Origin of the sequence: Sphingomonas sp. KR3-1 (assembly GCF_040049295.1) — a bacterium.
Taxonomy (GTDB): domain Bacteria; phylum Pseudomonadota; class Alphaproteobacteria; order Sphingomonadales; family Sphingomonadaceae; genus Sphingomonas.
Genome location: NZ_JBDZDQ010000001.1, coordinates 799,762 through 825,906 on the forward strand (window position 1 = coordinate 799,762; position 26,145 = coordinate 825,906).

General features: G+C 68.8%; 33 protein-coding genes. 20 read left to right on the forward strand and 13 right to left on the reverse strand.

The genetic code is table 11. The annotated features are described in order from the left end of the window. Positions 1-399 precede the first annotated feature (399 nt). The 8 genes from coaD (at position 400) to ABLE38_RS04065 (ending at position 7,078) form a co-directional block, all read left to right on the forward strand. Positions 400-909 carry a pantetheine-phosphate adenylyltransferase gene (gene coaD, locus ABLE38_RS04030; RefSeq protein WP_348972870.1) on the forward strand — a complete coding sequence of 170 codons (510 nt, stop codon included), beginning with the start codon at positions 400-402 and terminating at the stop codon, positions 907-909. 57 nt (positions 910-966) lie between these two features. Beyond that, a complete protein-coding gene (locus tag ABLE38_RS04035; protein WP_348972871.1) occupies positions 967-1,701 on the forward strand; it encodes a peptidylprolyl isomerase in 735 nt (244 codons plus the stop codon). A 2-nt stretch (positions 1,702-1,703) separates the two neighbouring features. Beyond that, complete coding sequence (gene queA / locus ABLE38_RS04040) at positions 1,704-2,729, forward strand: tRNA preQ1(34) S-adenosylmethionine ribosyltransferase-isomerase QueA (protein WP_348972872.1); 1,026 nt, start codon at positions 1,704-1,706, stop codon at positions 2,727-2,729. An 86-nt stretch (positions 2,730-2,815) separates the two neighbouring features. Beyond that, positions 2,816-3,331, forward strand: a complete 516-nt coding sequence (locus ABLE38_RS04045) for an EF-hand domain-containing protein (protein ID WP_348972873.1) — start codon at positions 2,816-2,818, stop codon at positions 3,329-3,331. Between the two features lie 56 nt (positions 3,332-3,387). Then, positions 3,388-4,335, forward strand: coding sequence for a cation diffusion facilitator family transporter (locus tag ABLE38_RS04050; RefSeq protein ID WP_348972874.1), 948 nt, complete (start codon positions 3,388-3,390; stop codon positions 4,333-4,335). Further along, positions 4,328-4,975 carry an HAD hydrolase-like protein gene (locus ABLE38_RS04055; protein ID WP_348972875.1) on the forward strand — a complete coding sequence of 216 codons (648 nt, stop codon included), beginning with the start codon at positions 4,328-4,330 and terminating at the stop codon, positions 4,973-4,975. Before ABLE38_RS04050 ends, ABLE38_RS04055 begins: the two co-directional genes overlap by 8 nt. 30 nt (positions 4,976-5,005) lie before the next feature. Further along, a complete protein-coding gene (locus ABLE38_RS04060) occupies positions 5,006-6,073 on the forward strand; it encodes an ionic transporter y4hA (protein ID WP_348972876.1) in 1,068 nt (355 codons plus the stop codon). A gap of 72 nt (positions 6,074-6,145) precedes the next feature. Next, a complete protein-coding gene (locus ABLE38_RS04065; protein ID WP_348972877.1) occupies positions 6,146-7,078 on the forward strand; it encodes a helix-turn-helix domain-containing GNAT family N-acetyltransferase in 933 nt (310 codons plus the stop codon). Here the strand turns inward: ABLE38_RS04065 and ABLE38_RS04070 are convergent. Then, positions 7,047-7,667 carry a cupin domain-containing protein gene (locus ABLE38_RS04070; protein ID WP_348972878.1) on the reverse strand — a complete coding sequence of 207 codons (621 nt, stop codon included), beginning with the start codon at positions 7,665-7,667 and terminating at the stop codon, positions 7,047-7,049. The genes ABLE38_RS04065 and ABLE38_RS04070 overlap by 32 nt on opposite strands. Positions 7,668-7,845: 178 nt before the next feature. Between ABLE38_RS04070 and tgt the strand changes: the two genes are divergently transcribed. Beyond that, entirely contained in the window at positions 7,846-8,976 is a 1,131-nt protein-coding gene (tgt, locus tag ABLE38_RS04075) for a tRNA guanosine(34) transglycosylase Tgt (protein WP_348974445.1), read from the forward strand. A 323-nt stretch (positions 8,977-9,299) separates the two neighbouring features. Then, positions 9,300-10,301 (forward strand): cell wall hydrolase, encoded by a 1,002-nt coding sequence (locus tag ABLE38_RS04080; RefSeq protein WP_348972879.1) that lies wholly within the window; start codon positions 9,300-9,302, stop codon positions 10,299-10,301. Between the two features lie 139 nt (positions 10,302-10,440). Here the strand turns inward: ABLE38_RS04080 and ABLE38_RS04085 are convergent, their stop codons facing one another. Next, on the reverse strand, positions 10,441-10,797 hold the full coding sequence (locus ABLE38_RS04085) for a hypothetical protein (RefSeq protein WP_348972880.1): 357 nt from the start codon (positions 10,795-10,797) through the stop codon (positions 10,441-10,443). 231 nt (positions 10,798-11,028) lie between these two features. On the opposite strand from ABLE38_RS04085, the gene ABLE38_RS04090 reads away from it, so the two are divergent. After that, on the forward strand, positions 11,029-11,844 hold the full coding sequence (locus ABLE38_RS04090) for a hypothetical protein (protein WP_348972881.1): 816 nt from the start codon (positions 11,029-11,031) through the stop codon (positions 11,842-11,844). Here the strand turns inward: ABLE38_RS04090 and recN are convergent. Both recN and ABLE38_RS04100 read right to left on the reverse strand, forming a co-directional pair. Then, a complete protein-coding gene (gene recN, locus ABLE38_RS04095) occupies positions 11,841-13,502 on the reverse strand; it encodes a DNA repair protein RecN (protein WP_348972882.1) in 1,662 nt (553 codons plus the stop codon). The two genes, ABLE38_RS04090 and recN, sit on opposite strands and share 4 nt — an antisense overlap. Before the next feature lie 47 nt (positions 13,503-13,549). Then, the gene (locus tag ABLE38_RS04100; RefSeq protein WP_348972883.1) at positions 13,550-14,368 is read right to left on the reverse strand and encodes an outer membrane protein assembly factor BamD; all 819 of its coding nucleotides are present in this window, start codon (positions 14,366-14,368) and stop codon (positions 13,550-13,552) included. Between the two features lie 156 nt (positions 14,369-14,524). On the opposite strand from ABLE38_RS04100, the gene ABLE38_RS04105 reads away from it, so the two are divergent. Next, positions 14,525-15,349 carry a phosphoheptose isomerase gene (locus ABLE38_RS04105; RefSeq protein ID WP_348972884.1) on the forward strand — a complete coding sequence of 275 codons (825 nt, stop codon included), beginning with the start codon at positions 14,525-14,527 and terminating at the stop codon, positions 15,347-15,349. A gap of 102 nt (positions 15,350-15,451) precedes the next feature. Continuing rightward, positions 15,452-15,985 (forward strand): glycine zipper 2TM domain-containing protein, encoded by a 534-nt coding sequence (locus ABLE38_RS04110; RefSeq protein WP_348972885.1) that lies wholly within the window; start codon positions 15,452-15,454, stop codon positions 15,983-15,985. A gap of 236 nt (positions 15,986-16,221) precedes the next feature. On the opposite strand, the gene ABLE38_RS04115 is transcribed toward ABLE38_RS04110, so the two are convergent. Next, positions 16,222-16,443, reverse strand: coding sequence for a hypothetical protein (locus ABLE38_RS04115; protein WP_348972886.1), 222 nt, complete (start codon positions 16,441-16,443; stop codon positions 16,222-16,224). Positions 16,444-16,489: 46 nt separating this feature from the next. After that, positions 16,490-17,083: a heme-binding protein gene (locus tag ABLE38_RS04120; protein WP_348972887.1), complete on the reverse strand. Its 594-nt coding sequence runs from the start codon at positions 17,081-17,083 to the stop codon at positions 16,490-16,492. A 149-nt stretch (positions 17,084-17,232) separates the two neighbouring features. On the opposite strand from ABLE38_RS04120, the gene ABLE38_RS04125 reads away from it, so the two are divergent. The 7 genes from ABLE38_RS04125 (at position 17,233) to ABLE38_RS04155 (ending at position 22,015) form a co-directional block, all read left to right on the forward strand. After that, on the forward strand, positions 17,233-17,967 hold the full coding sequence (locus tag ABLE38_RS04125) for a hypothetical protein (protein WP_348972888.1): 735 nt from the start codon (positions 17,233-17,235) through the stop codon (positions 17,965-17,967). A 201-nt stretch (positions 17,968-18,168) separates the two neighbouring features. Then, positions 18,169-18,546, forward strand: a complete 378-nt coding sequence (gene crcB, locus ABLE38_RS04130; protein WP_348972889.1) for a fluoride efflux transporter CrcB — start codon at positions 18,169-18,171, stop codon at positions 18,544-18,546. Further along, a complete protein-coding gene (locus ABLE38_RS04135) occupies positions 18,543-19,853 on the forward strand; it encodes an RluA family pseudouridine synthase (protein ID WP_348972890.1) in 1,311 nt (436 codons plus the stop codon). The genes crcB and ABLE38_RS04135 overlap by 4 nt, the downstream gene beginning before the upstream one ends. Beyond that, on the forward strand, positions 19,853-20,455 hold the full coding sequence (locus ABLE38_RS04140) for an FMN-binding negative transcriptional regulator (RefSeq protein ID WP_348972891.1): 603 nt from the start codon (positions 19,853-19,855) through the stop codon (positions 20,453-20,455). The genes ABLE38_RS04135 and ABLE38_RS04140 overlap by 1 nt, the downstream gene beginning before the upstream one ends. Beyond that, positions 20,452-21,111, forward strand: coding sequence for an HAD-IA family hydrolase (locus ABLE38_RS04145; RefSeq protein WP_348972892.1), 660 nt, complete (start codon positions 20,452-20,454; stop codon positions 21,109-21,111). The genes ABLE38_RS04140 and ABLE38_RS04145 overlap by 4 nt, the downstream gene beginning before the upstream one ends. After that, a complete protein-coding gene (locus ABLE38_RS04150; RefSeq protein ID WP_348972893.1) occupies positions 21,108-21,341 on the forward strand; it encodes a hypothetical protein in 234 nt (77 codons plus the stop codon). The genes ABLE38_RS04145 and ABLE38_RS04150 overlap by 4 nt, the downstream gene beginning before the upstream one ends. Further along, a complete protein-coding gene (locus tag ABLE38_RS04155) occupies positions 21,338-22,015 on the forward strand; it encodes an ATP12 family protein (protein WP_348972894.1) in 678 nt (225 codons plus the stop codon). Before ABLE38_RS04150 ends, ABLE38_RS04155 begins: the two co-directional genes overlap by 4 nt. Before the next feature lie 117 nt (positions 22,016-22,132). Here ABLE38_RS04155 and ABLE38_RS04160 read toward each other — a convergent pair whose 3' ends face one another. From ABLE38_RS04160 to fumC, 7 genes are all read right to left on the reverse strand, one after another. Beyond that, positions 22,133-22,471 carry a DUF1428 domain-containing protein gene (locus tag ABLE38_RS04160; protein ID WP_348972895.1) on the reverse strand — a complete coding sequence of 113 codons (339 nt, stop codon included), beginning with the start codon at positions 22,469-22,471 and terminating at the stop codon, positions 22,133-22,135. Next, positions 22,471-23,031 carry a hypothetical protein gene (locus tag ABLE38_RS04165; RefSeq protein WP_348972896.1) on the reverse strand — a complete coding sequence of 187 codons (561 nt, stop codon included), beginning with the start codon at positions 23,029-23,031 and terminating at the stop codon, positions 22,471-22,473. Before ABLE38_RS04165 ends, ABLE38_RS04160 begins: the two co-directional genes overlap by 1 nt. A gap of 112 nt (positions 23,032-23,143) precedes the next feature. Beyond that, complete coding sequence (locus tag ABLE38_RS04170; RefSeq protein ID WP_348972897.1) at positions 23,144-23,323, reverse strand: hypothetical protein; 180 nt, start codon at positions 23,321-23,323, stop codon at positions 23,144-23,146. Positions 23,324-23,398: 75 nt separating this feature from the next. Beyond that, the gene (gene gmk / locus ABLE38_RS04175) at positions 23,399-24,049 is read right to left on the reverse strand and encodes a guanylate kinase (RefSeq protein ID WP_348972898.1); all 651 of its coding nucleotides are present in this window, start codon (positions 24,047-24,049) and stop codon (positions 23,399-23,401) included. Between the two features lie 36 nt (positions 24,050-24,085). Next, entirely contained in the window at positions 24,086-24,301 is a 216-nt protein-coding gene (locus ABLE38_RS04180; protein WP_348972899.1) for a hypothetical protein, read from the reverse strand. Then, entirely contained in the window at positions 24,298-24,492 is a 195-nt protein-coding gene (locus ABLE38_RS04185; RefSeq protein ID WP_348972900.1) for a hypothetical protein, read from the reverse strand. The genes ABLE38_RS04180 and ABLE38_RS04185 overlap by 4 nt, the downstream gene beginning before the upstream one ends. A gap of 203 nt (positions 24,493-24,695) precedes the next feature. Next, entirely contained in the window at positions 24,696-26,084 is a 1,389-nt protein-coding gene (fumC, locus tag ABLE38_RS04190; RefSeq protein WP_348972901.1) for a class II fumarate hydratase, read from the reverse strand. Positions 26,085-26,145 lie beyond the last annotated feature (61 nt).

Here is a 26,145-nt window from a genome sequence, read left to right on the forward strand (position 1 = left end):
CCGTTTCGGCAGCCGCACAGCTGGGCTCGCTGCGCTCGCAACCCACCCCCTGCCCCTCCCTTGCAGGGAGGGGAGCCGCCTTCTCCGCCCGCAACTTGCAATGTAGGATTTCGCCTGCTTGGCTCCCGCGGCCGGTCCCGGATCGGCCGCTCTTTGACTGCGTAGGAACGATAGGATCACGCACACGCACGGATGTTGCGAGATGCGGCGCGTTTGCGGGAACCGTGTCAACCCAAGCCGCCCCGAAAACCGGCTTTGGGCACGTACTTCGTGTACTTCCGCGAGTCGCGGCCCCGCGCGCGGTAGGAACGCCCGGCCTTGACTCGCTTCCGCACCCGCAGCACGCCCCGCGCCGACCGCTGACTTAATCTTGCCGTCATCCCGGGAGAGGAAGGCATCATGACTGTTCGCACCGGCGTCTATCCCGGCACCTTCGATCCGATCACGCTCGGCCATATGGACATCATCCGCCGCGGCGCGAAGCTGTGCGACCGGCTGGTGATCGGCGTGACCACCAATCCTTCGAAGAACCCGATGTTCACCGTCGCGGAGCGCATGGAGATGGTGAAGCGCGAAGTCGCAGACATCGCCGGCGAGATCCACGTCGTCAGCTTCGATTCGCTGCTGATGGACTTTGCCGAGCGCGAGGGCGCGAACATGATCGTCCGCGGCCTGCGCGCCGTCGCCGACTTCGAATATGAGTATCAGATGGCGGGCATGAACCAGCAGCTGAACAGCCGGATCGAGACCGTGTTCCTGATGGCCGACGTCTCGCTCCAGCCGATTGCCAGCCGGCTGGTCAAGGAAATCGCGCTCTATGGCGGCGATATCCGCAAGTTCGTGCCCGCCGCGGTCAACGACGAAGTCGCGGCGCGCGTCGCCGCGATCGGTCGCAAAGGGAGTGGTTGAGCCCGCGCGATTGGGCTAGAGCCGCTGGTTGAGGGTGTATTCCGAGTGGGGAAATTGATGCGTTTGTTTGCCGCGATGGCCGCTTCGGCCGTGATGATGTTCGCCACGCCCGCCCTCGCCCAGGGCAAGGCGCCCAAGGCCGAAGCCGAGCCGCTGAAGGGCGTCGGCGCCGAGGACGTGAACTCGGTGCTCCCCGCGGTCGTGCCCGCCGATCCGGCCGAGACCTGGGTGCTCGACCTGTCGACCGGCGGCCGCGTGCTGATCCGCCTGCGCCCCGACGCCGCGCCCAAGATGGTCGAGCGCGTCAAGACGCTCACCCGCAGCCATTTCTACGACGGCCTGACCTTCCACCGCGTGGTCGACGATCCCTACAACATGGCGCAGGGCGGCGATCCCAAGGGGGACGGCACCGGCGATTCGACCATGCCCAACGTGCCGGCCGAGTTCAGCAACCTGCCGCATGTGCGCGGCACCGTCGCCGCCGCCCGCCGCGGCGCGCCGGACAACGCCACGCCCGCGCAGATCACCGAGGCCCAGAACAGCGCGAACAGCCAGTTCTACATCATGATGGCGCCGAAGCTGGCCTTCGACCACGACTATACCGTGTTCGGCCGCGTCGTCTCGGGCATGCAGTGGGTCGACAAGATCGAGCGCGGCGAGCCGCCGGCGAACCCGACCAAGATCGTCCACGCCTATATCCTCTCCGACAACCCGCCGCCTTATTCGAACCTGCCTGCCGATGCCCCCAAGGCGCTGCCGGCGGGTGAGGTGAAGGCGACGCTGCCGCAATAAGCGTGAACGTCGACCTTTTCGATTTCGAGCTTCCGAACGACCGAATCGCGCTGCGCCCCGCGGCCCCGCGCGATTCGGCGCGCTTGCTGGTGCTCGACGGGCCCGAGACGCGGGACCTCCACGTCACCGACCTGCCCAGCCAGCTGCGCGCCGGCGATTGCCTGGTGTTCAACGACACCCGCGTGATTCCCGCCCAGCTCGAAGGCACCAGGGGCGAGGCGAAGATCGGCGCGACGCTCCACAAGCGCGAGGGGCCGCGGCGCTGGCGCGCCTTCATCCGCAACGCCAAGCGGCTGCGCGACGGCGAGGTGGTGGATTTCGGCCAGGGCGTCCTCGCCACTGCCGGCGACCGCGCCGAAGACGGCAGCTTCGCGCTCGACTTCCATGGCGACGAGCCGGTCGAGCTGCTGCTCGAGCGCTGCGGCCGCATGCCGCTGCCGCCCTATATCGCCTCGAAGCGCCCCACCGACGCGCGCGACGCCGACGATTACCAGACGATGTTCGCCAGCGAGCCGGGCGCCGTCGCCGCCCCCACCGCGGCGCTGCACTTTACCCCCGAGCTGCTCGCCGCGCTCGACGCGGCCGGCATCGGCCACACCACGCTGACGCTGCACGTCGGCGCGGGCACCTTTCTGCCGGTCAAGGCCGAGGACACCGCCGATCACAAGATGCACGCCGAATGGGGCCGCATCGACCAGGCCACCGCAGACCGGCTGAACGCCGTCCGCGCCGCCGGCGGCCGCGTGATCGCCGTCGGCACCACCAGCCTGCGCCTGATCGAGAGCGCCGCCGGCGAGGACAAGGTGATCCGCCCGTTCGAAGGCGACACGGCGATCTTCATCACCCCCGGCACCCGCTTCAAGGGCGTGGACGGCCTGGTGACCAACTTCCACCTGCCGCGCTCGACGCTGTTCATGCTGGTTTCTGCCCTGATGGGGCTCGACCGGATGCAAGCGGCGTATGCGCATGCGATCGCGGAGCACTACCGCTTCTATTCCTATGGCGATGCCTCGCTGCTGCTTCCCTGAGCGCCGCCCCACCTTCGCCACAGATTGCGGCTTGGGTCGCCGCGCGGTAGCGGTCTCTCGCCGTCCGTGAGTCGAGAAGGATCCCCATGCGCCTGCTGTTCGCCCTCGCGGCCCTGATCGCGACGCCTGCCTTCGCGCAAGACCGCCCCGCTGCGGCGCCGCAAGGCGCGATCACGCCGGTGCCAGCCCGCCCGGGCGATCCCGCCTTCACCGTGATCGCCGAACCGGTGGCGATGATGATCGCCGCCTTCGATGCGGACGGCGACGGCAAGGTCACCCGTGCCGAGTTCGATGCGGGGCTGAAGCACAGCTTCGACGTCATCGACACCCGGCATCAGGGCTGGCTCGGCTATATCGCCTATTCGGACTGGCAGGAGCGCTGGATGGGCGATCGCAACACCGTGCCCAGCCCGTTCGAAGTGGACCGGGACGGCGACAACAAGGTGACCTTCGCAGAGATCGCCGATCGCTTCGCGCTGCTCTTCGCGCGCTTCGATGCCGACAAGGACGGCGTGCTCGAGCGCAAGGAGCTGGTGACGATCCGCCCGCAGATGCAAGGGCCGAGCGGCGGCAAGGGAAAGAAGGGCCGCGGCCCGAACTGATTTCCCCGCACTGATGTCCTAGCATCTCATGCCGCACCGCGGCTAAGACCGGAACGATGGCCGCGCATCCCGACCATAATCACAGCCACCACGGCCACGGCCATCACGGGCACAGCCATGCGCCCGCGGATTTCGGCCGCGCCTTTGCGATCGGCACCGCGCTCAACCTGGGCTTCGTCCTGGTCGAGGGCGCGGCGGGGTTCGCCACGCATTCGATGGCGCTGCTGGCGGACGCCGGACACAATCTTTCCGACGTGCTCGGCCTGCTGATCGCCTGGGGCGGCGCCGAGCTCGCCAAGCGCCCCGCCTCGCGCCGCTTCACCTATGGCCTGCGCGGCTCCTCGATCCTGGCGGCGCTCACCAATGCGGTGCTGCTGTTCGTCGCGGTGGGCGCGATCCTGCTCGAGGCGATCCAGCGCCTCTCCGCTCCGCGCGACGTGCCCGGGGTGACGGTGATGCTGGTCGCCGGCGCCGGCATCGTGATCAACCTGTCGACCGCCCTGCTCTTCGCCCGGGGGCGCGACGGCGACGTCAACATCCGCGGCGCCTATCTCCACATGGCGGCGGACGCGGCGGTATCCGCCGGCGTCGTTATCGGCGGCGGCCTGATCCTGTTCACCGGTGCGACCTGGATCGACCCGGTGATCAGCCTGCTCATCGTCGGCGTGATCCTGTGGAGCAGCTGGGGCCTGTTCACCGAATCGCTCACCATGGCGCTGCAGGCCGTGCCCAAGGGGATCGACGCCGAAGCCGTGGAGGCCGCGCTGGCCGGGTTGCCCGGCGTCGCGCGCGTCCACGACCTCCATATCTGGCCGATGAGCACCACCGAGGCAGCGCTCACCGCGCATCTCGTCATGCCCGGCGGCCACCCTGGCGACGCGTTCCTTGCGCAACTGCAACATCGGCTGGCGCACGACTTCCGGATCGATCATACGACGCTCCAGATCGAACTCGGGGATGGGGCGGAATGTCGCATGCATGGGAATGGACACGCGCATGACTGATGCGGCGCCCATTCGGCTGGTGATCTTCGATTTCGACGGGACGCTCTCCGACAGCGGCGACTGGTTCCTCTCGGTCGTCGACGAGCTGGCACGCAAGTTCCGCTTCCGCACGGTGCAGCCGGGCGAAGTCGAGATGCTGCGCCACAAGAGTTCGCGCGAAGTGATCGAGTTCCTCGGCATCTCGACGTGGAAGCTGCCGCTGATCGCGCGCCACCTGCGCGGGCTGGTCGGCCGCAACGCCCACCAGATCGAGCTGTTTCCGGGCACGCCCGACCTGCTCGAGCGGCTGGCCGCGACGGGCGTGAAGATCGCCCTGGTCACCTCCAATGCAGAGGCCAATGCCCGCAAGATCCTGGGGCCCGCGCATGCCGCGCGGATCGACCTATATGCCTGCGGCTCGTCGCTGTTCGGCAAGGCGCCCAAGTTCCGCCGCGTGCTCAAGAAGATGGGGCTGAAGCCGCACGAGGTGCTGGCGATCGGCGACGAGACGCGCGACATCGACGCGGCGCGCGAAGTGGGGATGCGCGCCGGATCGGTGCTGTGGGGCTATGCCGCCGAGGAGCTGCTCGCCGCGATGCAGCCCGACGCGATGTTCCGCACGCCGCAGGACATCCTCGATTATGTCGCGGCGCATCGTTGAACTCGAAGGGCTGACCTGTAGAGTGGCGGGATGCACCGCCTTCGCCACAGCCTGATCTGGTTTCCGCCGCTTGCCGGTGCCGCGAGCCTGTTCCTGGGCGCGGGGGCGATCCCGCCGCTGCTGCTCGGGATCGTGCTGATCGTCACCGTGCTGGCCGCGGTCCACCATGCCGAGCTGATCGCGCACAAGCTCGGCGAGCCCTTCGGCACCTTCCTGCTCGCGCTCGCGGTGACCGTGATCGAGGTCGGGCTGATCCTCACGCTGATGCTGCAGGGCAAGGCCGGCGCCGAGACGCTGGCGCGCGACACGGTGTTCTCGGCGGTGATGATCATCCTGAACGGGCTGCTCGGCGCGTTCATCCTGCTGGGGGCGCTGCGCCACCACGAGCAGAGCTTCCAGCAGGTCGGCGTCAGCGCCTCGCTGGCGACGCTGTGCACGCTGACCGTGCTGACGCTGGTGCTGCCCAATTTCTCGTCCTCGGCCGGGCCCTTCTACGCCCCCTCGCAGCTCGCCTTTGTCGCGATCGTCTCGCTGCTGCTCTACCTCACCTTCGTGACGGTGCAGACGGTGCGGCACCGCGACTATTTCCTGCCGCCCGAGGAGGCGGCGGCCGACCCGGAGGCGCATGCCCCGGCGCCGACCGGGGGCCAGGCGCTGCTCTCCGGCGGCATCCTCATCGCCTGCCTGGTCGAGGTGGTGCTGCTCGCCAAGGCGCTGGCACCCGCTATCGAGGAGGGCGTCGCCGGGGCGGGCCTGCCGCATGCGGTGGTCGGCGTGGTGATCGCGGCGCTGGTGCTGCTGCCCGAGAGCGTGGCGGCGGTGCGCGCGGCGATGGCCGACCGGCTGCAGACCAGCCTCAACCTCGCATTGGGATCGGCGCTGGCGACGATCGGGCTGACCATCCCGGCGGTGGCGATGCTCTCGCTGGTCCAGGGCCTGCCGCTGGCGCTGGGGCTCGATTCGCGCGGGATCGTGCTGCTCTCGCTGACCCTGCTGGTGACGACCCAGTCGCTCGCCACGGCGCGGACCACGGTGCTGCAGGGCGTGGTGCACCTCGTCATCTTCGGGGTCTTCGTCTTCACCACTCTGGTCCCCTAGGCTCGCCAGGTTCGCGCCAACGTCGCGTCATAATAGTTGACTCAATCAACTGTTTCGCGGCAACCTTGCCCCATGGAACATGCCGTCGACCAATTCCGCGCCTTCAACCGGGCGCACACGCGCTTCGCCGCAGTGCTCGCTCCGCACTATATGGACACCGACATGGGCGTCGCCGAAGCGCGGCTGCTCTACGAGATCGCCAAACGCCAGCCGGTGCTGGCGAGCGAGCTTCAGGATCTGCTGGGACTGGACGCCGGCTATGTCAGCCGCGCGGTCAAGCGGTTCGAGGAGCGCGGCTGGGTCTCGCGCGGCCGCGACCCAAGCGACGCGCGCCAGCGGCCGATCGCGCTGCGGCCCGCCGGCCAGGCGGCGTTCGACGCGCTCGACGACGCGACCCGCGCGCACAATTTGCGCCAGCTCGACTCGCTCGGCCCAGGCGGCGGCGCGCTGCTCGGGCACCATCTCGATGCCGCGCGCGCGCTGATCGAGGGCGGCAGGGGCGACTGGCACATCCGCACCCTGGCGCCGGGAGACATGGGCGCGATCGCCAGCCGCCAGGCGCGCTTCTATGCCGAGCATTATGGCTGGGAGCGGCCGATGGAGCTGCTGCTCAACGACGTCACCACCGGCTTCCTGCGCGATTTCCAGCCCGGGCGCGAGCAATGCTGGGTGGCCGAGCGCGGCGGCGAGATGCTCGGATCGGTGATGCTCGCCGATGGCGGCGACGGCATCGCCAAGCTGCGCCTGCTGTTCGTGGAGGGCCATGCCCGCGGTCTCGGCATCGGCGACGCGCTGGTCCGCCGCTGCGTCGCATTCGCGCGCGACGCGGGCTATCGCCGGCTCGAGCTGTGGACGCACACGATCCTGACAAGCGCACGGCGCATCTATGCCGCGCAGGGCTTCGAACTAATCGACAGCGCCCTGCATAAGATGTTCGGCGAACCGGTAATGGGCGAGACCTGGTCGCTCGACCTCAGCCGAGATGCACCGCCAGCCACACCGTAGCACGGTCCTTTGCGGTCCAGGTTACCCAATGCCTCTGGCCCTTCGCGATCAGCAGGTGATCGCCGGGGGCGAGCACGACCTCCGCCGAATCCTCGATCCGGAGGCCCGCCGCGCCCTCGAGCACCACCACCCACTCGTCCCAGTTCTGCAGCATCGGCGTGTCCGCGGGCGTCGCCTGGCCGCGCGAGACGATGCGTTCGATGCGGATGCCGGGGCGCTCGAGGATTTCGGTGAAGGCCTCGGCGCGTTTCGCGGCGGGAAGCTTGTTCAGCAGGTTGGCGACCTGGGGCTTGAAGCGTGGCTTGGGTTTGGGTTTCGGGGCGGGCTTCGCTTTGGCCTTGGGGAGCGCCTTTGCCGAGCCGGCGGACTTGCTCCAGGCATTGCTCGTCGCGCCGCGCAGATAGTCCTCGATCTCCGCTGCGCTGGCGGTGAGGCCCGCCTTGCCGACGCCGAACACCGCGGCGCCGTCCGCATCGTGCAGCCCGTATCTGCCATAGTCCCCGCCCGGCTTGCGGCGGCGCGAGGCGACGAGCTTGAGGCCGCGGTTGGCGGCCATTTCGCGGAGGGAGGCGGTGGTGTCGTTGGGCATGGTCGATCCTAGAATCCCTCTCCCTCTGGGAGAGGGAGAGAGCCGCGGAGCGGCGGAAGGGTGAGGGTCGATAACCACCCTTCACCCTTCCCACCGCCTTCGGCGGCGGGCCCCTTCCCTCTCCCAAAGGGAGAGGGAGAGTAGACTCGACGCCTGTCTCGCGCCAATGGCAACTCCCATGCCCCGTTTCGAGTTCACCATCCACGCCACCGACGGCAAGGCACGCCTTGGCACGATCGCGATGCAGCGTGGCGAGATCCGCACGCCTGCCTTCATGCCGGTGGGCACCGCCGCCACCGTGAAGGCGATGAAGCCGGAGGACGTGCGCGCCGCCGGCGCCGACATCCTCCTCGGCAACACCTATCACCTGATGCTGCGCCCGGGCGCCGAGCGCGTCGCGCGGCTGGGCGGGCTGCACAAGTTCATGCAGTGGGACCGCCCGATCCTGACCGATTCGGGCGGCTATCAGGTGATGAGCCTGGCCGACCTGACGACGCGCAGCGAAGAAGGCGTGGCCTTCAAGTCGCATCTCGACGGCTCGCGCCACATGCTGAGCCCCGAGCGCTCGATCGAGATCCAGCGGCTGCTCGGCAGCTCGATCACCATGGCGTTCGACGAGCTGGTGCCGACGACCTCGACCCGCGAAGTGCAGGCCGCCGCGATGGAGCGATCGATGCGCTGGGCGCAGCGCAGCCGCGACGCCTTCTTCGCCGCCGAAGAGCATGCCGAGCACAATGCGATCTTCGGCATCCAGCAGGGCGCGCTCGACGAGGGGCTGCGCAAGGCCTCGGCCGATGCGCTGCTGGGCGTCGGCTTCGACGGCTATGCCGTGGGCGGGCTCGCGGTGGGCGAAGGCCAGGAAGCGATGTTCGGCGTGCTCGACTTCGCGCCAGGCCAGCTCGACCCCGCCAAGCCGCGCTACCTGATGGGCGTCGGCAAGCCCGACGACATTGTCGGCGCGGTCGAGCGCGGCATCGACATGTTCGATTGCGTGCTGCCCACCCGCTCGGGGCGCACCGGCCAGGCCTTCACCCGCACCGGCCCGATCAACATCCGCAACGCCAAGTTCGCCGAGGACCAGGGCCCGCTCGATCCCGCCTGCCCCTGCCCGGTCTGCGCCAGGTACAGCCGCGCCTATCTCCACCACCTCGTCCGCGCCGGCGAGATACTCGGTGCGATGCTGATGACCGAGCATAATATCTGGTTCTACCAGGTGCTGATGCAGGACCTGCGCGATGCGATCGGCGAAGGGCGGCTGCCGGCATTCGCGAACGGGTTCCGGGCCGCCTATCACGGCGGGCAGGCCTAGGCGTTTCAACATCCAGATCCTCCCCCGGAGGGGGAGGGGGACCGCGAAGCGGTGGAGGGGGTTTGCCGCGAGCGATACCGCCTGCGGCGTTCCCTCTCCACCACCGGCTTCGCCGGCGGTCCCCCTCTCCCTCCGGGAGAGGATAGCGGATGGTGCGCTCTCGCCGACGTCCGCAGGGTTAAAATTACCTTTACCATCAAGTGTTTCGCCGTGGGACGGGTCGGAATCCAGGGGCGAAGACGCTGCTGAAATCGGCTATGCCGCACGCGGGCAACAGGTCCGGGTGGGGTTTGCGCGCATTGTTCTGGCGGCGTTTCTCGAAGATGCAGGCGCGGGGTCTGGCGGCGGCAGTGCTCGTCTCGCTGGTCGGTGCCGGTTTCTCGGCGCAGGCGCTGGGGCCTTCGGTCGCCACGCCCGAGCCCAGGCCGCTCGCGATCGGCTATGAGGCCGAGGACCATTTTCCCGGCGCCGCCTTCTATTATGCCGTGGACGACGACGCCGCGGTGAGCGCAGGCACGACCGGCACCACCGCGCTGCCCGACCTGCCGATCCCGGCCGATGCGGTGAGCACCCCGGTCGACGGCTCGATCCAGCCTGCCCAGCCCTTCCACCTCACCGGCAGCGGCACCGACAAGGCACGCGCGCTCCAGTGCCTGACCACCGCGATCTATTACGAGGCGGCGAACGAGCCGACCGACGGCCAGCGCGCGGTGGCGCAGGTGATCCTCAACCGCGTGCGCCATCCCGCCTTCCCCGCCACGGTGTGCGGGGTCGTGTTCCAGGGATCGGAGAAGCGCGGCTGCCAGTTCAGCTTCGCCTGTGACGGGGCGATGGCGCGCACGCCGATGCGATCGGCCTGGGACCGTGCCGGGCGCGTCGCCGCCGCGGCGCTTTCGGGCCAGGTGTTCGGCGCGGTGGGCGAGGCGACGCACTACCACACCTATGCCGTCACCCCGGCCTGGAACCGCAGCCTGGTGATGACCGGCGTGTTCGGCGCGCATTTCTTCCACCGCTGGAAGGGCTGGTGGGGCACCGCCGCCGCCTTCCGCCAGGCCTATCGCGGCGGCGAGCCGCTGCCCGAGCCGCATGCGCGGATCGACCTGGCGGCGGTGACTGCGGCAACCGCGCTGCCCGAGCCTGCGCTGCCGGGCGCGAAGCCGGTGGCGCCTGCGCCGCGCAAGGACGTGCAGCCGGCCTATGTGCAGAGCGGCACGCCGATCGGCGCCTATGCCGCGCCGGTGCCCGTGGCCGCCGCTTCTGCCGCGCCTGTGGAGAATGGGCAGATGCTCGACAAGTGGAAGGACAGCGGCAAGCCGCTGCGCTGAGGGGGTTGTACTTGTTCCCCGGCGAAGGCCGGGGAACAAGCGAGGAAACACGGCTCCCAACGCCAACGGGCCCCGCCTTGCGGCGGAGCCCGTCCTTTTGGGGTTCCCCTCCAGGGGGTAAAAGGGGATCCCCTGGCCTTTACCAGCGATGCTCGCGATCGTGCTTCTGGTAGTTGATCCGCGCCGACAGCGCATCGAAGCGGCGATCGAGGTCGCGGCGCTCGGCGAGGGTCAGGCCCGGGCGCGAGCGGCGATACTGGGCCTCGAGCCGGTTCAGGTTGGCGAACTCGCCGCGCAGCCGGGCGGCCTCGCTGCGGCTCAGCTGGCCCGAGCGGATGCCCTGGTTGATGCGCATCTCGAGGTTCGCCTGGCGGGCGTTGATCGACTGCCAGCTCTGATAGGCGGGCGCCGGGTGCGGCGCGGCCATCGCGGCGGTCATCGGAACGGCCGAAGCGGCGATGCCGAGACCGGCGAGCATCAGGGTGAACTTCTTCATCATGTCTCTCCTCTTACGAAACACGGCCACCGGAGCGGCCTGAACCCCGTTATGGGGAGCCGCTGTCGCAGCCTTGTCCCCATCGCCGGGCTTTTGTGTCGCAAGCTGTCGTCGGGCCAAAAGGTTCGTTCATCTTCGGGGAACCGAGTCCGGCGCGCGGCGACCCGATGGTCCGCGTTGACGCCGGGCGAACTTGCGATAGGCTGCAGGTCTTCCGGGGGGAATCGCCACATGCCGTATCGCCACGCCCATTGGGTCCTGCTTGCCCTGTTCCCGCTCGCCGCGCTCGCCTTCTGGCCGGGCTATCTGGCGACGATTTCGACCGCGCCGGTGCAGCTGCACATGCACGGCATCACCGCGACCCTGTGGCTGATGCTGCTCGTCGCCCAGAGCTGGAGCATCCATGCCGGGCGCAACGCGCTGCACCGGACGCTGGGCGCGGCGAGCCTGATATTGTTCCCGCTGTTCCTCGCCGGCGGTGCCGGCGTGTTCCTCAGCATGGCGCGGGGCTTTGCCCAGGCCACCTCGCCCTTCAATGTCGTCTATGCGCCGCGGCTTGCGCTGATCGACCTGGTCTCGGTCGTCAGCTTCGCGCTGTTCTATTACGAGGCGCTGCGCCAGCGGCGGAAGGTACAGCTGCATGCGCGCTACATGCTGGCGACGGTGATCTTCCTGCTGCCGCCGATCCTCGGCCGGATCGCGCCGCTGGTGCCGGGGCTGGGCGTGCACGGGCCGGCGGAGTTCGGCAAGCTCGCGCTCGACTTCCAGCTCGCCGACGCGCTGACCGCGCTGATCGCGCTCGGCCTGGCGTTCACCAGCGGACGGCATGGCCGGCCCTTCTTCCTCGCCGGCGCCGCGGTGCTGCTCGCCTCGCTGCTGTTCGAGTTCCTGGGGCCGCTGGCGGCGTGGAAGGCGCTGTTCGCCCAGTTCGCCGCGGTGCCGCCGCTTCCCTTCGCGCTGGCGGCGGGGGTGGCCGGCGCGGGGATCGCCTATGCCGGCTGGATCGCCGGGCGGCGGCCGGGGATGCGCGAGGCGGTGGCCGCCTAGGCGGCGATCAGCCGCGCGGCCTGGGCGCGGGCCTCGTCGGTGATCTCGGCGCCCGAGAGCATGCGGGCGATCTCCTCGCGGCGCTGGGCGGGGTCGAGCGGGGTGACGCCGGTGCGGGTGACGGTCCCGTCATGGCTCTTGGCGATCAGCAAATGGCGGGCGCCGCGCGCCGCGACCTGCGGACTGTGCGTCACCACCAGCACCTGCGCGCTGTCCGCCAGCCGGGCGAGGCGCTCGCCGATGGCACTGGCGACGGCGCCGCCGACGCCGCGGTCGATCTCGTCGAAGATCAGGGTGCGGGCGCCGCCTTCCTCGGCCAGCGCCACCTTCATCGCCAGGATGAAGCGCGACAGCTCGCCGCCCGAGGCGATCTTGACCAGGGGCGCGAACGGCGCGCCGGGGTTGGTCGACACTTCGAACTCGACCCGGTCCATGCCGAAGCTCGACCAGTTGGCCTGGTCCTGCGGATCGACGACGGTGCGGAAGCGCGCGGCGTCGAGCTTGAGCGGCTTCAATTCGGTGGCGACCGCGGCATCGAGCCGGGCGGCGGCCATGGCGCGACTGGCGGAGAGCGTCTTCGCCGCCTCGGCATAGGCGCGGTGGGTCTCGCCGACGGCCTTTTCGAGCCGGGCGATCCCTGCCCCGCCGCTATGGACGCGCTCGAGCTTGGCGGACAATTCTTCGAGCAGGCCCGGCAGATCGTCGGGCTGGACGCGGTGCTTGCGGGCGAGGCCGCGCAGCTCGAACAGCCGGGCCTCGTCGGCCTCCAGCGCATTGGGATCGAAGGCGAGCGCCTCGGCGGCCTGGTCGACCCGGTCCTGCGCTTCGGCCGCCTCGGTGATCGCGCGGTCGATTGCCGCCAGCGCCTCGGCCAGCGCTTCGTGATCCTCGGCAACGCGTTCGAGCACCCGCGCCGCCTGGCGCAGTTGGCTCAGCCCGCCATCGGAGCCGTCGAGCAGCTCGGCGATGCCCTGCAGCTCGCCGGCGATCTTCTCGCCCCGCTGCATCGAGGCGCGGCGCTCGGCGAGGGTTTCCTCCTCGCCTGCCTCAGGCGCCAGCGCGCGCAGCTCGGCGACGGCGTGCTCGAGCCATTCGCGGTCGCGCTCGGCGACGTCCTGCTCGGCGCGCGCCACCGCCAGCGCCGCCTCGGCATCGCGCCACGCCTTGTGCGCGATCGCCACCGGACCGGCATCGCAGCGGCCGAACGCGTCGAGCAAGGCCCGGTGCCCGCGGGGATTGAGCATGCCGCGATCGTCATGCTGGCCGTGGATCTCGACGAGGTGCGGCGCCAGCTCGCGCAGCAGCCCCGCCGAGGCGGGCTGGTCATTGAGGAAGGCGCGGCTGCCGCCATCGGCCTTGACGATGCGGCGGACGATCAGCGGCTCGCCCGGCTCGAGCTCGAGCCCGTTCTGGGCGAAGAGATTGGCGATCTCGCCGTCCCGCGCCGGCGTCTCGAAGCTGGCGGTGACCACCGCCTGCGCCGCACCCTGGCGGACCAGCCCGGTCTCGCCGCGCGCGCCGAGCGCCAGGCCCAGCGCATCGAGCAGGATCGACTTGCCCGCCCCGGTCTCGCCGGTGAGCACGCCGAGGCCGGCGCCGAACTCGAGGTCCAGCGCTTCGATCAGCACCACGTCGCGAATGGCCAGCGCGGTCAACATGCGCAGCCCCTATCGCAGGAACTTAACGGGAACGAAAGCCCCGAGCATCAGCTCGCGGGCTTGGTCGCCGCTGCCTCGGCCTGCTTCACCTTGCCCTGGTTCGCCTGCATCAGCTTGTAGGCATGCGCATACCAGTCGGTGCCCGGATAGTTGGCGCCGAGCACTGCGGCGGCCTTGTTCGCTTCCTCGGGCATGCCGAGCGCGAGATAGCTCTCGGTCAGGCGCATCAGCGCCTCGGGCACGTGCGTGGTCATCTGATACTGATCGACCACGGTGCGGAAGCGCATCGTCGCCGCCAGCCACATGCCGCGCGTCTCGTAGAAGCGGCCGATCTCCATTTCCTTGCCGCCCAGATGGTCGCGGACAAGGTCGATCTTGAGGCGCGCATCGGCGGCGTATTTGGTGTTCGGATAGCGGCGGGTGAGCTCGCCCAGCGAATCGAGCGCCTGCTGCGTGATCTTCTGGTCGCGCTGCACGTCGCTGATCTGCTCGTAATAGCACAGGCCGATCAGATAATAGGCATAGGCCGCGTCGCGGTTGCCCGGGTGCACGGCGAGGAAGCGCTGCGCCGAGGAAATGGACTCGGTGTAGTCCTTGTTCAGATAATAGCTGAACGCGCCCATCAGCTGCGCGCGGCGGGCCCAGACCGAATAGGGGTGCTGGCGCTCGACTTCGTCGAACAGCGCGGCGGCCAGCTTGTACTGATGCTGGTCGAGCTTCAGCTTGGCAGTGGAATAGAGCGTGCCGACGTCGCGCGCGACATAGGGAAGATCCTTGCCGCCGCCCTTCTTGGCGCAGCCGGCCATCGAAAGTGCCAGAACCGGGAGAAGGGCGAGCGCTAGGGCGCGGGTCGTGGGTGTACGCATGGACGGGGGTCTTAGACCGGTCCGGTGGCGTCAAACAATCCTTTTCGCGGCCTCTTTGTGTCAGAGCCGCACGCGCCATAAAAGCCGCGCTATGGCGGGAGCCGAGACAGGCTCCGGGCGTTGCGCTAACGAACCTGCAAACCGGAGGGAAATCGAGTGACCGCAACGCTGTTGGCAACCCATCGTGTCGAAAAGCCCTGGGGCCGCCACAAGCTGTGGCCCGGCTTCCCCGATCCCGCCGCGGACGGCGAGCCGGTGGGCGAAGTGTGGTTCCAGACGCCGGGCAACGCCGCGCCCGACCTGCTGATCAAATATCTGTTCACCAGCGAGAAGCTGTCGGTGCAGGTCCACCCCAATGACGAGCAGGCGCATGCCGCCGGGCTGCCGCGCGGCAAGGACGAATGCTGGGTGATCCTCGACGCCGAGCCCGATTCGACGATCGCGCTCGGCACCAAGGCGCCGGTCGACCGCGAGACGCTGAAGCAGGCCGCGCTCGACGGCTCGATCGAGGACCTGCTCGACTGGAAGCCGGTGAAGGCCGGCGACTTCTTCTATTCGGGATCGGGCACGATCCACGCGATCGGCGCGGGGATCACGCTGGTCGAGGTGCAGCAGAACAGCGAGACCACCTATCGGCTCTATGACTATGGCCGGCCGCGCGAGCTGCACCTCGATGCCGGCATCGCGGTTGCCGAGCCGGTGCCGTACGCGCCCAACCCGATGCCCGGCCGCGTCGCCGACGACCGTGTGATCCTGGTCGAAGGCCCCAAGTTCGTGCTCGAGCGCTGGGCGGGCGGGCGCCGCACGCTCAGCCTCCCCGCCGGCGTCACCGGCTGGCTGATCCCGCTGCGCGGCGAAGGCGTGGTCGACGGCACCGCGTTCCGCGCCGGCGAATGCGTGACGATCGAGGGCAGCGCGGACCTGCATGCCGAGGCGGGCAGCGACCTGCTCTTCGCCTATCCGGGCACTACGCGGATCTGACGTATGGCTCGGATATGAACCGGAGGTAGTTTTCCGTTCACGCAACTTCGCGCCGCTTCGGCACGTTGACCGGGTGGGGAAAACAAGAAACGGAGAGACTCCATGCGTATTCTTTTTGCCGCCGCGATTGCGGCTGCCGCCATTGCGACGCCTGCCGCCGCCCAGGGCCATAACGAGCGCGAGGCTCGCCAGGATTGCCGTCACGACCTGCGCAATTCGGACAGCCGCGGCGAATATCGCCGCGAGGCTCGCGATTGCCGCAACGACATCGCCCAGGCCCAGCGCCAGGACCGCCGCGAGTGGCAGCGCGATTGGCGCGGCTATCGCAACTACGACTATAACCGCCTTCCGCGCGGTGAGACCTATTACAACCCGGCCGACTATTATCGTGACGGCCGCTACTATCAGGAGCGTCGCCTGAGCCGGAATGACCGCGTCTATCGCGGCAATGACGGCCGCTATTATTGCCGCCGCTCGGACGGCACGACCGGCCTGATCGTCGGCGGCGTTGCCGGTGGCCTGTTCGGCAATGCGATCTCGAACGGCCGCAACGCGACGCTGGGCACGCTGCTCGGCGCGGCTGCGGGTGCGGCGATCGGCTCGTCGGTCGACCGCGGCAACGTGCGCTGCCGCTAAGGCCCGCGCGCAAACGTCAAGCTTGCCACGCAGGCAGAGAGGGGCCCGGCGGAAACGCCGGGCCCTTTTTGTTGCAGGCCTCCCCTACGCCGTCACCCCGGCCTTGTGCCGGGGTCCACCAGGAGGCGCGGACCGAACAAGAGGCTCCATCCGCATCGCGTGCGGCATGGTGGGCCCCGGCACAAGGCTGGGGTGACAATGAGGATAGTCCCTCGCGCTACGCGAAGATCAGAAGATCAGAGGATGAAGCCGCCCAGCCACAGGCGGGTGAGGCCGACGAGCGCGACGACAATGTTGAGGTTGCGCCCGGTGTTCGATTCGGAGAGCGCGCCGAGCGCGAGGCCGACCACGGCGACCGGGATCACCAGATAGTTCACCCAGCCAAGCAGCGGGATCAGCGCGATCAGCATCAGCGGCAGTGCGATGATGCCAATAAGGATCGAGAGCAGGTTCAGCATGGTTACCGCTATACCGCAGCCCGAGTGTGTTAGCAATATACTACAGCTATGCCGCGAGCGGGATCAATATCTCGGTGCGGCGCAGGCGAGCGGGCGTGAAGGGCGAATTGTAGAAGGCATGCTCGACCGGCCCTGCCGGGCTGAGGCCATGGGCGCCGATCCAGGCGCGCAGCTCGGCCTCGTGCGCGTCGAGCTGGCCGTCGCTGTCCGGGCCGGCGAAGCGCAGCGCGGCGATCCGCCGGGCGGGGAGCGCGCGCAGGCGGACGCCCGCCACGGGATCGGGCAGCGTCTCGATGCTCGCATGCGCCGGCATCAGGAAGCGGGTGCGCCAGCCGCGCCCATCCTCATCGCCGTCGGAGAGCACCGGCACGGTCATCGGCAGCCGCCCGCCGGCGCGCTCCTTGCCGAAGACATAGTCGGCGAGCCGGGTGAAGCCGACCGAGAGCGCCGCCTGGCGCAGCCCGGGCACCACCACTTCGGCGACGAGCAGCCGCGGATAATCGCGCACGCTGAACGCGCCTTCGCGCGTCACCGTGTCGAAATCGGCCTCGTCCTCGAGCTTGTGGAGCAGGGCGTATCCAACCCCGGCGGCAATGGCGGCGGCGACGCCGGCACCAATCATCTTCGCGTTCAGCTGCATGCAGCCCCCTTCGATCGTTCGGCCAAAAACGCACGCGATCCGTCCGGGGTTCCGCTTATGGTTAACGCAGCTGTGGACAAGAATCCAGCGTGCCCAAGGCTTCCTTAACCTTCCTCAGGCAGAAAACGGGCCCAAAAGGAGCGTTTTCCATGGCCCGCAGCCACCTCTTCCTGATGCTTGCCCTGCCCCTCGCCCTGGCGGGGTGCGGCAGCCGTGGGAGCCTGGGCGATGCCGCGGACAGCGAGAGCGGCAACGCCGCCGATCCGGCGCTGGCAAGCGCGCTGCAGGACCAGATCATGGTCGACCCGCAGCTGGGCCGCCAGGCCAATGGCGACGCGGTGCGCCCGCCGGCACAGCCCTATTCGGGCGGCGTGCCGAGCGACAATGTCGCGGCATACAGCGGCAAGATCGACAATGGCCAGCTGCTCAAGACTCCCGCACCGACCCAGGCCGACAAGAGCTGCACCCAGTGCGCCGCGGCGCGCGATTCGGTGACGCTGGGCGGCCTTGCCGCGCGCCAGAAGGACGGCAAGACCAGCCAGTGCGCCTCGTCGCTGCAATATGCCGCGGGCTGGGCGCAGCGCCTGCCCAAGGACCTGCCGCTCTATCCGCAGGCGCGGGTCAGCGAGGCGGCGGGCAGCACCGCCGGCCAGTGCCAGCTGCGCGTGGTGAGCTTTTCCTCGCCCCAGTCGATGCAGGTGATGCTCGACTGGTATTACACGCACGCGATCCGCGGCGGCTATACCAGCGAGCACCAGATCGACGGCAAGGAGCATATCCTGGGCGGCACCCGCGACAAGGATGGCGGCGCCTATGTGCTGTTCCTGACCAACCGCCCGGACGGCGGGACGGATATCGACCTGGTGGCGAACAACGGGATCTAACCTTACTAGTTCCTCCCCCAGCTTGCTGGGGGAGGGGGACCGCGCCCGAAGGGCGTGGTGGAGGGGTGCGGCGTTTACCGCCGCGTTCCGCGACGACCCCTCCACCATTCGCTACGCGAATGGTCCCCCTCCCCGAGACAAGCTCGGGGAGGATTTGAAGAGAAGGTTCCCCTCTCCACGATTCCGCGCTAACCGCTCGGGATGCCACCCCTTCTCCTCGTCATGCTCGGCGGCTCCGTCGGCTCGGGCGCGCGCTATCTCACCGGCAAGCTCGCGCTTGGCTGGCTCGGGCCCAATTATCCCTGGGGAACGCTTGCCGTGAACGTGATCGGCGGCTTCCTGATGGGCGCGCTGGTCGGCGCGCTCGCGCGTATCGGCGAGGGCGGCGAGCAATGGCGGCTGCTGATCGGCGTCGGCGCGCTCGGCGGCTACACCACCTTCTCCGCCTTCACCCTCGACCTGATGAACATGCTCCAGCGCGGCGACTGGGGCATGGGTCTGGGCTATATCCTCGCCTCGGTGCTCGGTTCGGCGCTCGCGCTGTTCGCGGGCCTTAGCATCATGAGGGTCGCAGCATGACCGACGCCGTTCGCCAGTTCACCGTCAAGCTCGACGACGACGGCATCCGCCTGGACCGCTGGTTCAAGCGGCACCTGCCGGACACGAGCTTCAACCTCGTCTCGCGCTGGGCGCGCACCGGCCAGCTGCGCATCGACGGCGCGCGCGCCAAGCCGGGCGACCATGTCGCGATGGGCCAGGTCATCCGCGTGCCCCCGGCCGAGGCGCCCAAGCCCGACAAGCCCGCCCGGCCGAAGCGCAAGCGCGAAGTCAACCTGAGCGAGGAGCAGATCGAGTTCGCCCGCTCGCTGGTGATCCACCAGGACGACGCCGCCTTCGTGCTCAACAAGCCGCCCGGGCTGGCGACGCAGGGCGGCACCAAGACCAACGAGCATGTCGACGAGCTCCTCGACGCGCTCCAGTACGACCTGGAGGGGCGGCCCAAGCTGGTCCACCGGCTCGACAAGGATACGAGCGGCGCGCTGCTCGTCGCCCGCACCGCGCGCGCGGCGGCGGCGTTCTCCAAGAGCTTCTCCAGCCGCACCGCGCGCAAGGTCTATTGGGCGCTGGTCGTCGGCGTGCCGAGCATCCAGGACGGGATGATCGAGCTGCCGATCGGCAAGCAGCCGGGCACCGGCGGCGAGAAGATGCAGGTCGACGAGAAGGAGGGCCAGCCCGCCCGCTCGCGCTACCGGGTGATCGGCCGCGCCGGCAACCGTGCCGCCTGGGTCGAGCTCCAGCCCTTTACCGGGCGCACCCACCAGCTGCGCGTCCACATGGCGGCAATCGGCTTCCCGATCGTCGGCGACGGCAAATATGGCGGGCCCGAGGCGTTCCTGACGGGCGGAATCAGCCGCAAGATGCACCTGCATGCGAGGCGCATCCGAGTGGATCATCCCGACAACGACAAGATCGACGTGACCGCCGCGCTGCCGCATCACTTCGCCGAATCGCTGCACACGCTGGGCTTCGAGGAAGCCGAGGGCGACGCGTTGCTGCTCGACGACGGGCCGCAGCCGATGACCAAGGAGCAGCTCAAGGCCAATGCCAAGGCGCATGCCAAGAGTGTGCGCAAGGAGCGCCGCGGCGAGCGGCGCGGGCGCGGCGAAGGCGCGGTCGGCGACAAGCCGGCGCCGCGCAGCGGCGGCAAGCCGAGCACGCGCAAGCCTGCAGCACCCAAGCTGGGTCCCAAGACCGGCGCGCGCAAGCCTGCCGGCGCCAGTGCCAAGCCGGGTCCCCGCAGCGGTCCGCGTACCGGCTCCGCGACCGGTACCAAGCCCGGCCCGAGCCGCGGCGGCGCCAAGCCCGGCGGCAGCCGGGGGCGCTGATGCATCCGCATCCGGCCTTCCGCTGGGAAGACCGCCCGGCAATCCGCGACCTGGTCCGCGAAATCGGCTTCGGCGCGCTGTTCGCTGCGACGCCCGACGGGCTGCGCGTCGCGCACGTGCCGGTGGTGTGGCTGGACGACGACACGCTCGGCTTCCATCTGGCGCGCGGCAACGGCCTGGTCCGGCATCTGGACGGCGCCACCGCGCTGTTCAACCTGCAGGGGCCGGACGCCTATGTCAGCCCCGACTGGTATGGCGCAGGGCCGAACCTGGTGCCGACCTGGAACTATGTCGCGGTCGAGCTCGAAGGCCGGGTGACCCGCACCGACGATGATGGCCTGCTCGCGATCCTCGATGCCGTCAGCCATGAGCAGGAACGCCGCCTCGCTCCCAAGCCCGAATGGACGCGCGCCAAGATGGACCCGGCGATTGCCGCGAAGATGGCGGGCGTGATCCTCGGCTATCGGCTGGAGGTGCAGGCCTGGCGCGGCACGCTGAAGCTCGGGCAGCAGAAGCCCGACGCCGCCCGGCTCGCCGCCGCCGACGCGCTCGACGCGCAGGGCCGCCGCGCGATGGCTGCGCTGATGCGGGGGGCGAAGTGAACCGCCTCGCCGTGTTCGATTGCGACGGCACGCTCGTCGATTCGCAGGCCAATATCTGCCGCGCGATGGAAGCGACGTTCGAAGCGCACCGGCTCGACCCGCCGGGCCGCAACGACATTCGCCGCATCGTCGGGCTCAGCCTGGTCCCCGCCATCGCGCAGCTGCTGCCCGAGGCGGACGCCGCGCTGCACGATGCGATGGCCGAGGAATACAAGCGCGCCTTCCACGCGATGCGCGCCTCCGCAGCCCTGGATCCGGAGCCGCTGTACGACGGAATCCTCGAGACGATCGACATGCTCGACGCCGCGGGCTGGCTGCTCGGCGTCGCCACCGGCAAGTCCGATCGCGGGCTGCACCTGATCCTCGAGCATCACGGGATCCGCAACCGGTTCGTCACGCTGCAGACCGCCGACCGCCACCCCTCCAAGCCGCACCCCGCGATGCTCGAGCTCGCCATCGCCGAGGCCGGTGCCGCGCCCGAGACCACCGCGATGATCGGCGACACCAGCTTCGACATGGCGATGGCGCGCGCCGCTGGCACGCATGCGCTTGGTGTGCTATGGGGCTACCACACATCCGAGGAGCTGCTCGGCGCCGGCGCGCACCGCCTCGCCGACCATGCCAGCCAGCTTCCCGCACATCTGGAGGGTCTATGACCGACGCCGAGCGCCTGGCGATGAAGCGCTACTACATGATCGTCGGGGTCAACATGATCGGCACTGCCGGCGCGGTGCTCGGCCTGCTGATCGCCGGCCGCGCGCACGAATATCAGATGACGCTGTTCGGCGGCACGATCATCATGTCGTCGCTCTACATCATGGCAGTGGTGCCCAGGAGCCTGGCGCGCCGCTGGAAGACTCCCGCAGAGGCGCCGCCCGAGGCATGAGGCGCTTCTGGAAGGACGTCAGCGTCGAGCATGGCCAGGTGGCGCTCGACGGCAAGCCGGTGCGCACCCCGGGCCGGGTGCCGCTCGCCCTGCCCACCCCCGCACTGGCCGAGGCCGTGGCGGACGAGTGGCGCGGCGTCGGCGAGACCCTGGACCCGCGCGCGATGCCGCTGACCGGGCTCGCCAATGCCGCGATCGACCGGATCGCCACCGATCCCGCCCCCTTCGCGGCAAGCCTTGCCGCCTATGGCGAGAGCGACCTGCTCTATTACCGCGCCGAGGGGCCCGAGCCGCTGGTCGAGCGCCAGGCCGATGCCTGGGATCCGCTGCTCGACTGGGCGCGCGGCCGCTACGACGTTCATTTCGAGACGACGGCGGGCGTGATGCACAAGGCCCAGCCCGAAGCGACGATCGCGCGGCTGGCCGAGGCCGTCCATGCACTCGACCCGTTCCGGCTCGCGGCGCTGTCGCCGGTGGTGACGATCGGCGGCTCGCTGGTCGGGGCGCTGGCGCTGCTCGAGGGCGCGGTCTCGCCGGAGACGCTGTGGCAGGCCGCCCATGTCGACGAACTCTGGCAGGCGGAGCTGTGGGGCGAGGATTCGCTCGCGGTGCAGGCGCGCAACGCCCACCGGGTAGATTTCGACGCGGGGGTTCGGTTTCTAGGGCTGCTCTGATTCCCAACGTTCAACCGTCATCCCCGCGAAGGGGAGGATCCAGAGTCACGAAGGACGTCGCTTTGCCACCCTGGATCCCCGCCTCCGCGGGATGACGATTAAGTGGTAGGGCCTCGCCTACAGTTCCCGGAAGCACCCCAGGATCAGCCGCTTGGCGTCGAAGGGCACCTCGCCTTCGAACTCCAGGCTGCCGTCGGTGTGCATCACTTCCTCGGCGGCATCTAGCGTCGCCTTGTCGGGCCAGACTTGCCAGGAGATAACGATCTTCTCGCCGGGCTTCGCGGCAACTGCCTTGCGGAAATCGGTGACCGAACCATTGGGGACGAAATCCTCCCAGGCTTCGGTGATCTCGAGGCAGCCATTGCGCTTGAACACCGCCGCGGTGTTCGCGGCCCAGGCGCGATAGGCGTCCTGCTTATCCTCGTGAACGGGGATGACGAGCGCGGTGATGTACATCAGCCCTGCACCACCACCGGCCTGGGCAGCGCCCAGGCGAGCACCGCGCCGGCCGCGACCCAGCTCGCCACGTCGCTGATCCACAGATAGAGGAAATAGCCGAGTGGCGCGTGGTTGAAGACCGGCTGGCCGAGATCGGAATAGGCGGTTACCGCCACCGCGGCGAGGACCACCAGCTTGAGCCGGTCGCGAAAGCCCAGTCCCGTCGCAATCATCCGCATCGCGAAGCCTGCCAGCAGCACGCAGAGCATCGCCAGCATCAGGCCGCCGATCAGCGAGGCGCTGTCCGGATTGGCGAAGCCGCTGCTGTTGAAGAACACCATCGCCGTCGGCCCCTGGCCGTAGAGCTGGGTGCCGAGCGGCGTGCCCGGCCAAGGCACCGGATAGGCGCCGGTGCCGAGCGGGCCGAGATGCTGCGCGAGGGCGGCATGCAGCGCCGCGCTGGTCGCATCGTCGGTGCGGGACAAGGCGAGCAGGCTCAGCGGCGTGCCCCAGAAGAGGAAACCCACCAGCCACATGGCGAGCCCACCGAGCGCGCCGCCAAGAACAAGTCTAGTCATGAGAACCTCCCCTGTTGGGAAGATTACTTCATCGACCCGCAGATGAATCGGATCAAGCCCGTCCAGTGGTAAGGCACGGCGGCGCACATGGCAGCGCGCGCCGCTGCCACGCTCACTTCGGCGTTTCCACCTTCACATCCGCATCGATCTTCTTGGTGCCGCCGTTCATCAGTGCCTGGCCGAAGAGGAAATATGCCACGACCAGTAGCACGATGATGCCGGCGACCACCGCAATCACGGTTCCGGCGCCACCGCCGCCGGTCTCCACTATCGTCGTCTTTTCGTCCGCCATCCTGTCCTCCTCTGATCGTTCCGAGGAGGTAACCGGCAGCAACTGTCCGCAGTTCCTCTGCCGATATTGGCGTCGTTACTTCATCAGACCGCGGATGAAGCCGATCAGGCCGGTCTGGCGCGAGCGCTTGAGCCGCTCGGCGTTGAGAATCGTGTGGACCGAGCGATAGCATTGGTCGACATCGTCATTGACCAGCACATAGTCATAGCCGTCCCAATGGCTGACCTCGGCGGCCGCGCGCGCCATGCGGGCGTCGATCACTTCGATCGAATCGGTCGCGCGGTTGACCAGGCGCTGGCGCAGCTCGACGAACGAGGGCGGCAGGATGAACACCCGGACCACGTCGCCGCCGGCGAGCTGGAACAGCTGCTGCGCGCCCTGCCAGTCGATGTCGAACAGCACGTCGCGGCCCGTATCGAGGATCTCCTCCACTGTCGTGCGCAGCGTGCCGTAGCGGTGGTTGAACACGTGCGCCCATTCGAGGAACTCGTGGTTATTCGCGATTTCGCGGAAGCGCTCGAGATCGACGAAATGATAGTCGACGCCGTCCACCTCGCCCGGGCGCATCGGCCGGGTGGTGACGGATACGGACATCTGGAGATGCTCGTCGGCGGCGAGCAGCTTGCGCGCGATCGTCGACTTGCCGGCACCCGAGGGCGAGGAAAGCACGAACAGCACGCCGCGTCGCTTGAATCCGTGCGGGTCGGTCTCGGTAGAATGGGGCATGGGTGCCTTTGGCGTGGGACTCACGTCCCCGTCAAGCTAGGACCGGACGATGCGCACGCGCCGTTTCGGGAAAATCAGCCGCCAGACGAAGCGCAGCACCAGGAACAGTGCCGCCAGCACCCAGCCGATCGGGCCCATCCGCGCCAGCATCCGCTCGACGCCGAGCCCGATCAGCGCGCCCTTCACGCCGCCCTTGCCGTCCTCGCGGTCGATGCGGTTGCCGATAAAGGCAGCGAGGAGCTTGCCGATCATGCCACTTCCTGGCGGCTTTTCGTGAAGTGGCGATACGCATAGGCTGCGCCGCCGATCACCAGCGCGGCGGGGACGATCTTCTTGGCGGCCTTCCAGCTCAGCACGCCGGCGATCGTGCCGAGCGTACCGCCCTCACCGTCGCGACGGTCGATGCGGTTGCCGATCCAGCCTGCGATTGCGTCCCCGATCATGGTTGCTCCCTGCGTAAATGGTTCAGGAACGGAAGCGATTGAAACGGCATCAGGTTCCCCTCCCTGCAAGGGAGGGGTTAGGGGTGGGTTGCGAGCGCAGCGAGCTCTCGCCAGCGCCAGAAAAGAAAAGGCCGGGCATCGAGCCCGGCCTTTTCTAACCCACCCCCTTGATCCCCTCCCTTGCAGGGAGGGGAGAAGTTGTTTCACCGCCCGATCATCGTCTCGGGGCGAACATATTGGTCGAAGGTCGCTTCATCGACGAGGCCGAGCGCCAGCCCGCTCTCCTTGAGCGTCAGGCCCTTCTCGTGCGCGTTCTTGGCGATCTTCGCCGCGGCGTCATAGCCGATCGCCGGCGCGAGCGCGGTCACCAGCATCAGCGAGCGGTCGACCAGCGCCTTGATCTGGCTCTCGTTCGCCTCGATCCCGTCGACGCAGCGCTCGGCGAAGCTGGTCATGCCGGTGGAGAGCAAAGCGATCGAGCGCAGCACGTTCGCGCCGATCAGCGGCATGAACACGTTGAGCTCGAAATGGCCCTGCATGCCGCCGACAGTCACCGCCTGGTTGTTGCCGATCACCTGCGCCGCGACCATCGTCAGCGATTCGCACTGGGTCGGGTTGACCTTGCCCGGCATGATCGAGCTGCCCGGCTCGTTGGCCGGCAGCGACAGCTCGCCCAAGCCCGAGCGCGGGCCCGAGCCAAGGAAGCGGATGTCGTTGGCGATCTTGTTGAGCGCCACCGCCAGCGTGTTGAGCGCGCCCGAGAAGAAGACGAGGCCGTCCTTGGCCGCGAGCTGCTCGAACTTGTTCGGGGCCGGCTCGAACTGGGTGCCGGCGATATCCGTGATCGCCGCCGACATGTCCTCGGCCCAGCCTTCCGGCGCATTGAGCCCGGTGCCTACCGCGGTGCCGCCGATCGCCAGCTTGCGCAGATTGCCGTTGAGCGAACCCTCGATCCGCGCCTTGCAGCTGATCAGCTGGGCGGCATAGCCCGAGAATTCCTGGCCGAGCGTCAGCGGCGTCGCGTCCTGGGTGTGGGTGCGGCCGATCTTGATGATGTGGTCCCAGGCCTCGGCCTTGGCGGTCAGCGAGGCGGTGAGCTGGTCGAGCGCGGGAATCAGCTGGTCGCGCGTCGCCAGCACAGCGGCGACGTGCAGCGCGGTCGGGAAGCTGTCGTTCGACGACTGGCTCATGTTGACGTGATCATTGGGGTGCACCGGCGACTTGCCGCCCTTGGTGCCGGCGAGCACGAAGTTCGCGCGGCCGGCGATGACTTCGTTGACGTTCATGTTGGTCTGGGTGCCCGAGCCGGTCTGCCAGATCACCAGCGGGAACTGGTCGTCGAGGTCCCCCGCGACAATCTCCTGCGCCGCCGCCTCGATCGCGTCGGCGATCTTGGTGTCCATGCCGTGCTTGCGATTCACCCGCGCCGCGGCCTGCTTCACGATCGCCTGGGCGTGGACGATGCCGAGCGGCATGCGCTCCATCGCGCCGAACGGGAAATTCTCGATCGAGCGCTGGGTCTGGGCGCCCCAATAGCAATCGGCGGGGACTTCGATCGCGCCGATCGAATCGGTTTCGGTACGGGTGGTCACGCTTGGCTTCCTCTATCCTGTCGCCTGCCGGCGGAGTCCCGCGCGCTCTAGCCGCTCCCCC

Coding starts and splice junctions, on each gene's coding strand:
- coaD (WP_348972870.1), top strand. CDS start 400: ATGACTGTTCGCACCGGCGTCTATCCCGGCACCTTCGATCCGATCACG.
- ABLE38_RS04035 (WP_348972871.1), top strand. CDS start 967: ATGCGTTTGTTTGCCGCGATGGCCGCTTCGGCCGTGATGATGTTCGCC.
- ABLE38_RS04045 (WP_348972873.1), top strand. CDS start 2,816: ATGCGCCTGCTGTTCGCCCTCGCGGCCCTGATCGCGACGCCTGCCTTC.
- ABLE38_RS04050 (WP_348972874.1), top strand. CDS start 3,388: ATGGCCGCGCATCCCGACCATAATCACAGCCACCACGGCCACGGCCAT.
- ABLE38_RS04055 (WP_348972875.1), top strand. CDS start 4,328: ATGACTGATGCGGCGCCCATTCGGCTGGTGATCTTCGATTTCGACGGG.
- ABLE38_RS04060 (WP_348972876.1), top strand. CDS start 5,006: ATGCACCGCCTTCGCCACAGCCTGATCTGGTTTCCGCCGCTTGCCGGT.
- ABLE38_RS04065 (WP_348972877.1), top strand. CDS start 6,146: ATGGAACATGCCGTCGACCAATTCCGCGCCTTCAACCGGGCGCACACG.
- ABLE38_RS04070 (WP_348972878.1), bottom strand. CDS start 7,667: ATGCCCAACGACACCACCGCCTCCCTCCGCGAAATGGCCGCCAACCGC.
- tgt (WP_348974445.1), top strand. CDS start 7,846: ATGCCCCGTTTCGAGTTCACCATCCACGCCACCGACGGCAAGGCACGC.
- ABLE38_RS04080 (WP_348972879.1), top strand. CDS start 9,300: ATGCAGGCGCGGGGTCTGGCGGCGGCAGTGCTCGTCTCGCTGGTCGGT.
- ABLE38_RS04085 (WP_348972880.1), bottom strand. CDS start 10,797: ATGAAGAAGTTCACCCTGATGCTCGCCGGTCTCGGCATCGCCGCTTCG.
- ABLE38_RS04090 (WP_348972881.1), top strand. CDS start 11,029: ATGCCGTATCGCCACGCCCATTGGGTCCTGCTTGCCCTGTTCCCGCTC.
- recN (WP_348972882.1), bottom strand. CDS start 13,502: ATGTTGACCGCGCTGGCCATTCGCGACGTGGTGCTGATCGAAGCGCTG.
- ABLE38_RS04100 (WP_348972883.1), bottom strand. CDS start 14,368: ATGCGTACACCCACGACCCGCGCCCTAGCGCTCGCCCTTCTCCCGGTT.
- ABLE38_RS04110 (WP_348972885.1), top strand. CDS start 15,452: ATGCGTATTCTTTTTGCCGCCGCGATTGCGGCTGCCGCCATTGCGACG.
- ABLE38_RS04115 (WP_348972886.1), bottom strand. CDS start 16,443: ATGCTGAACCTGCTCTCGATCCTTATTGGCATCATCGCACTGCCGCTG.
- ABLE38_RS04120 (WP_348972887.1), bottom strand. CDS start 17,083: ATGCAGCTGAACGCGAAGATGATTGGTGCCGGCGTCGCCGCCGCCATT.
- ABLE38_RS04125 (WP_348972888.1), top strand. CDS start 17,233: ATGGCCCGCAGCCACCTCTTCCTGATGCTTGCCCTGCCCCTCGCCCTG.
- crcB (WP_348972889.1), top strand. CDS start 18,169: ATGCCACCCCTTCTCCTCGTCATGCTCGGCGGCTCCGTCGGCTCGGGC.
- ABLE38_RS04135 (WP_348972890.1), top strand. CDS start 18,543: ATGACCGACGCCGTTCGCCAGTTCACCGTCAAGCTCGACGACGACGGC.
- ABLE38_RS04140 (WP_348972891.1), top strand. CDS start 19,853: ATGCATCCGCATCCGGCCTTCCGCTGGGAAGACCGCCCGGCAATCCGC.
- ABLE38_RS04150 (WP_348972893.1), top strand. CDS start 21,108: ATGACCGACGCCGAGCGCCTGGCGATGAAGCGCTACTACATGATCGTC.
- ABLE38_RS04155 (WP_348972894.1), top strand. CDS start 21,338: ATGAGGCGCTTCTGGAAGGACGTCAGCGTCGAGCATGGCCAGGTGGCG.
- ABLE38_RS04160 (WP_348972895.1), bottom strand. CDS start 22,471: ATGTACATCACCGCGCTCGTCATCCCCGTTCACGAGGATAAGCAGGAC.
- ABLE38_RS04165 (WP_348972896.1), bottom strand. CDS start 23,031: ATGACTAGACTTGTTCTTGGCGGCGCGCTCGGTGGGCTCGCCATGTGG.
- ABLE38_RS04170 (WP_348972897.1), bottom strand. CDS start 23,323: ATGGCGGACGAAAAGACGACGATAGTGGAGACCGGCGGCGGTGGCGCC.
- gmk (WP_348972898.1), bottom strand. CDS start 24,049: ATGCCCCATTCTACCGAGACCGACCCGCACGGATTCAAGCGACGCGGC.
- ABLE38_RS04180 (WP_348972899.1), bottom strand. CDS start 24,301: ATGATCGGCAAGCTCCTCGCTGCCTTTATCGGCAACCGCATCGACCGC.
- ABLE38_RS04185 (WP_348972900.1), bottom strand. CDS start 24,492: ATGATCGGGGACGCAATCGCAGGCTGGATCGGCAACCGCATCGACCGT.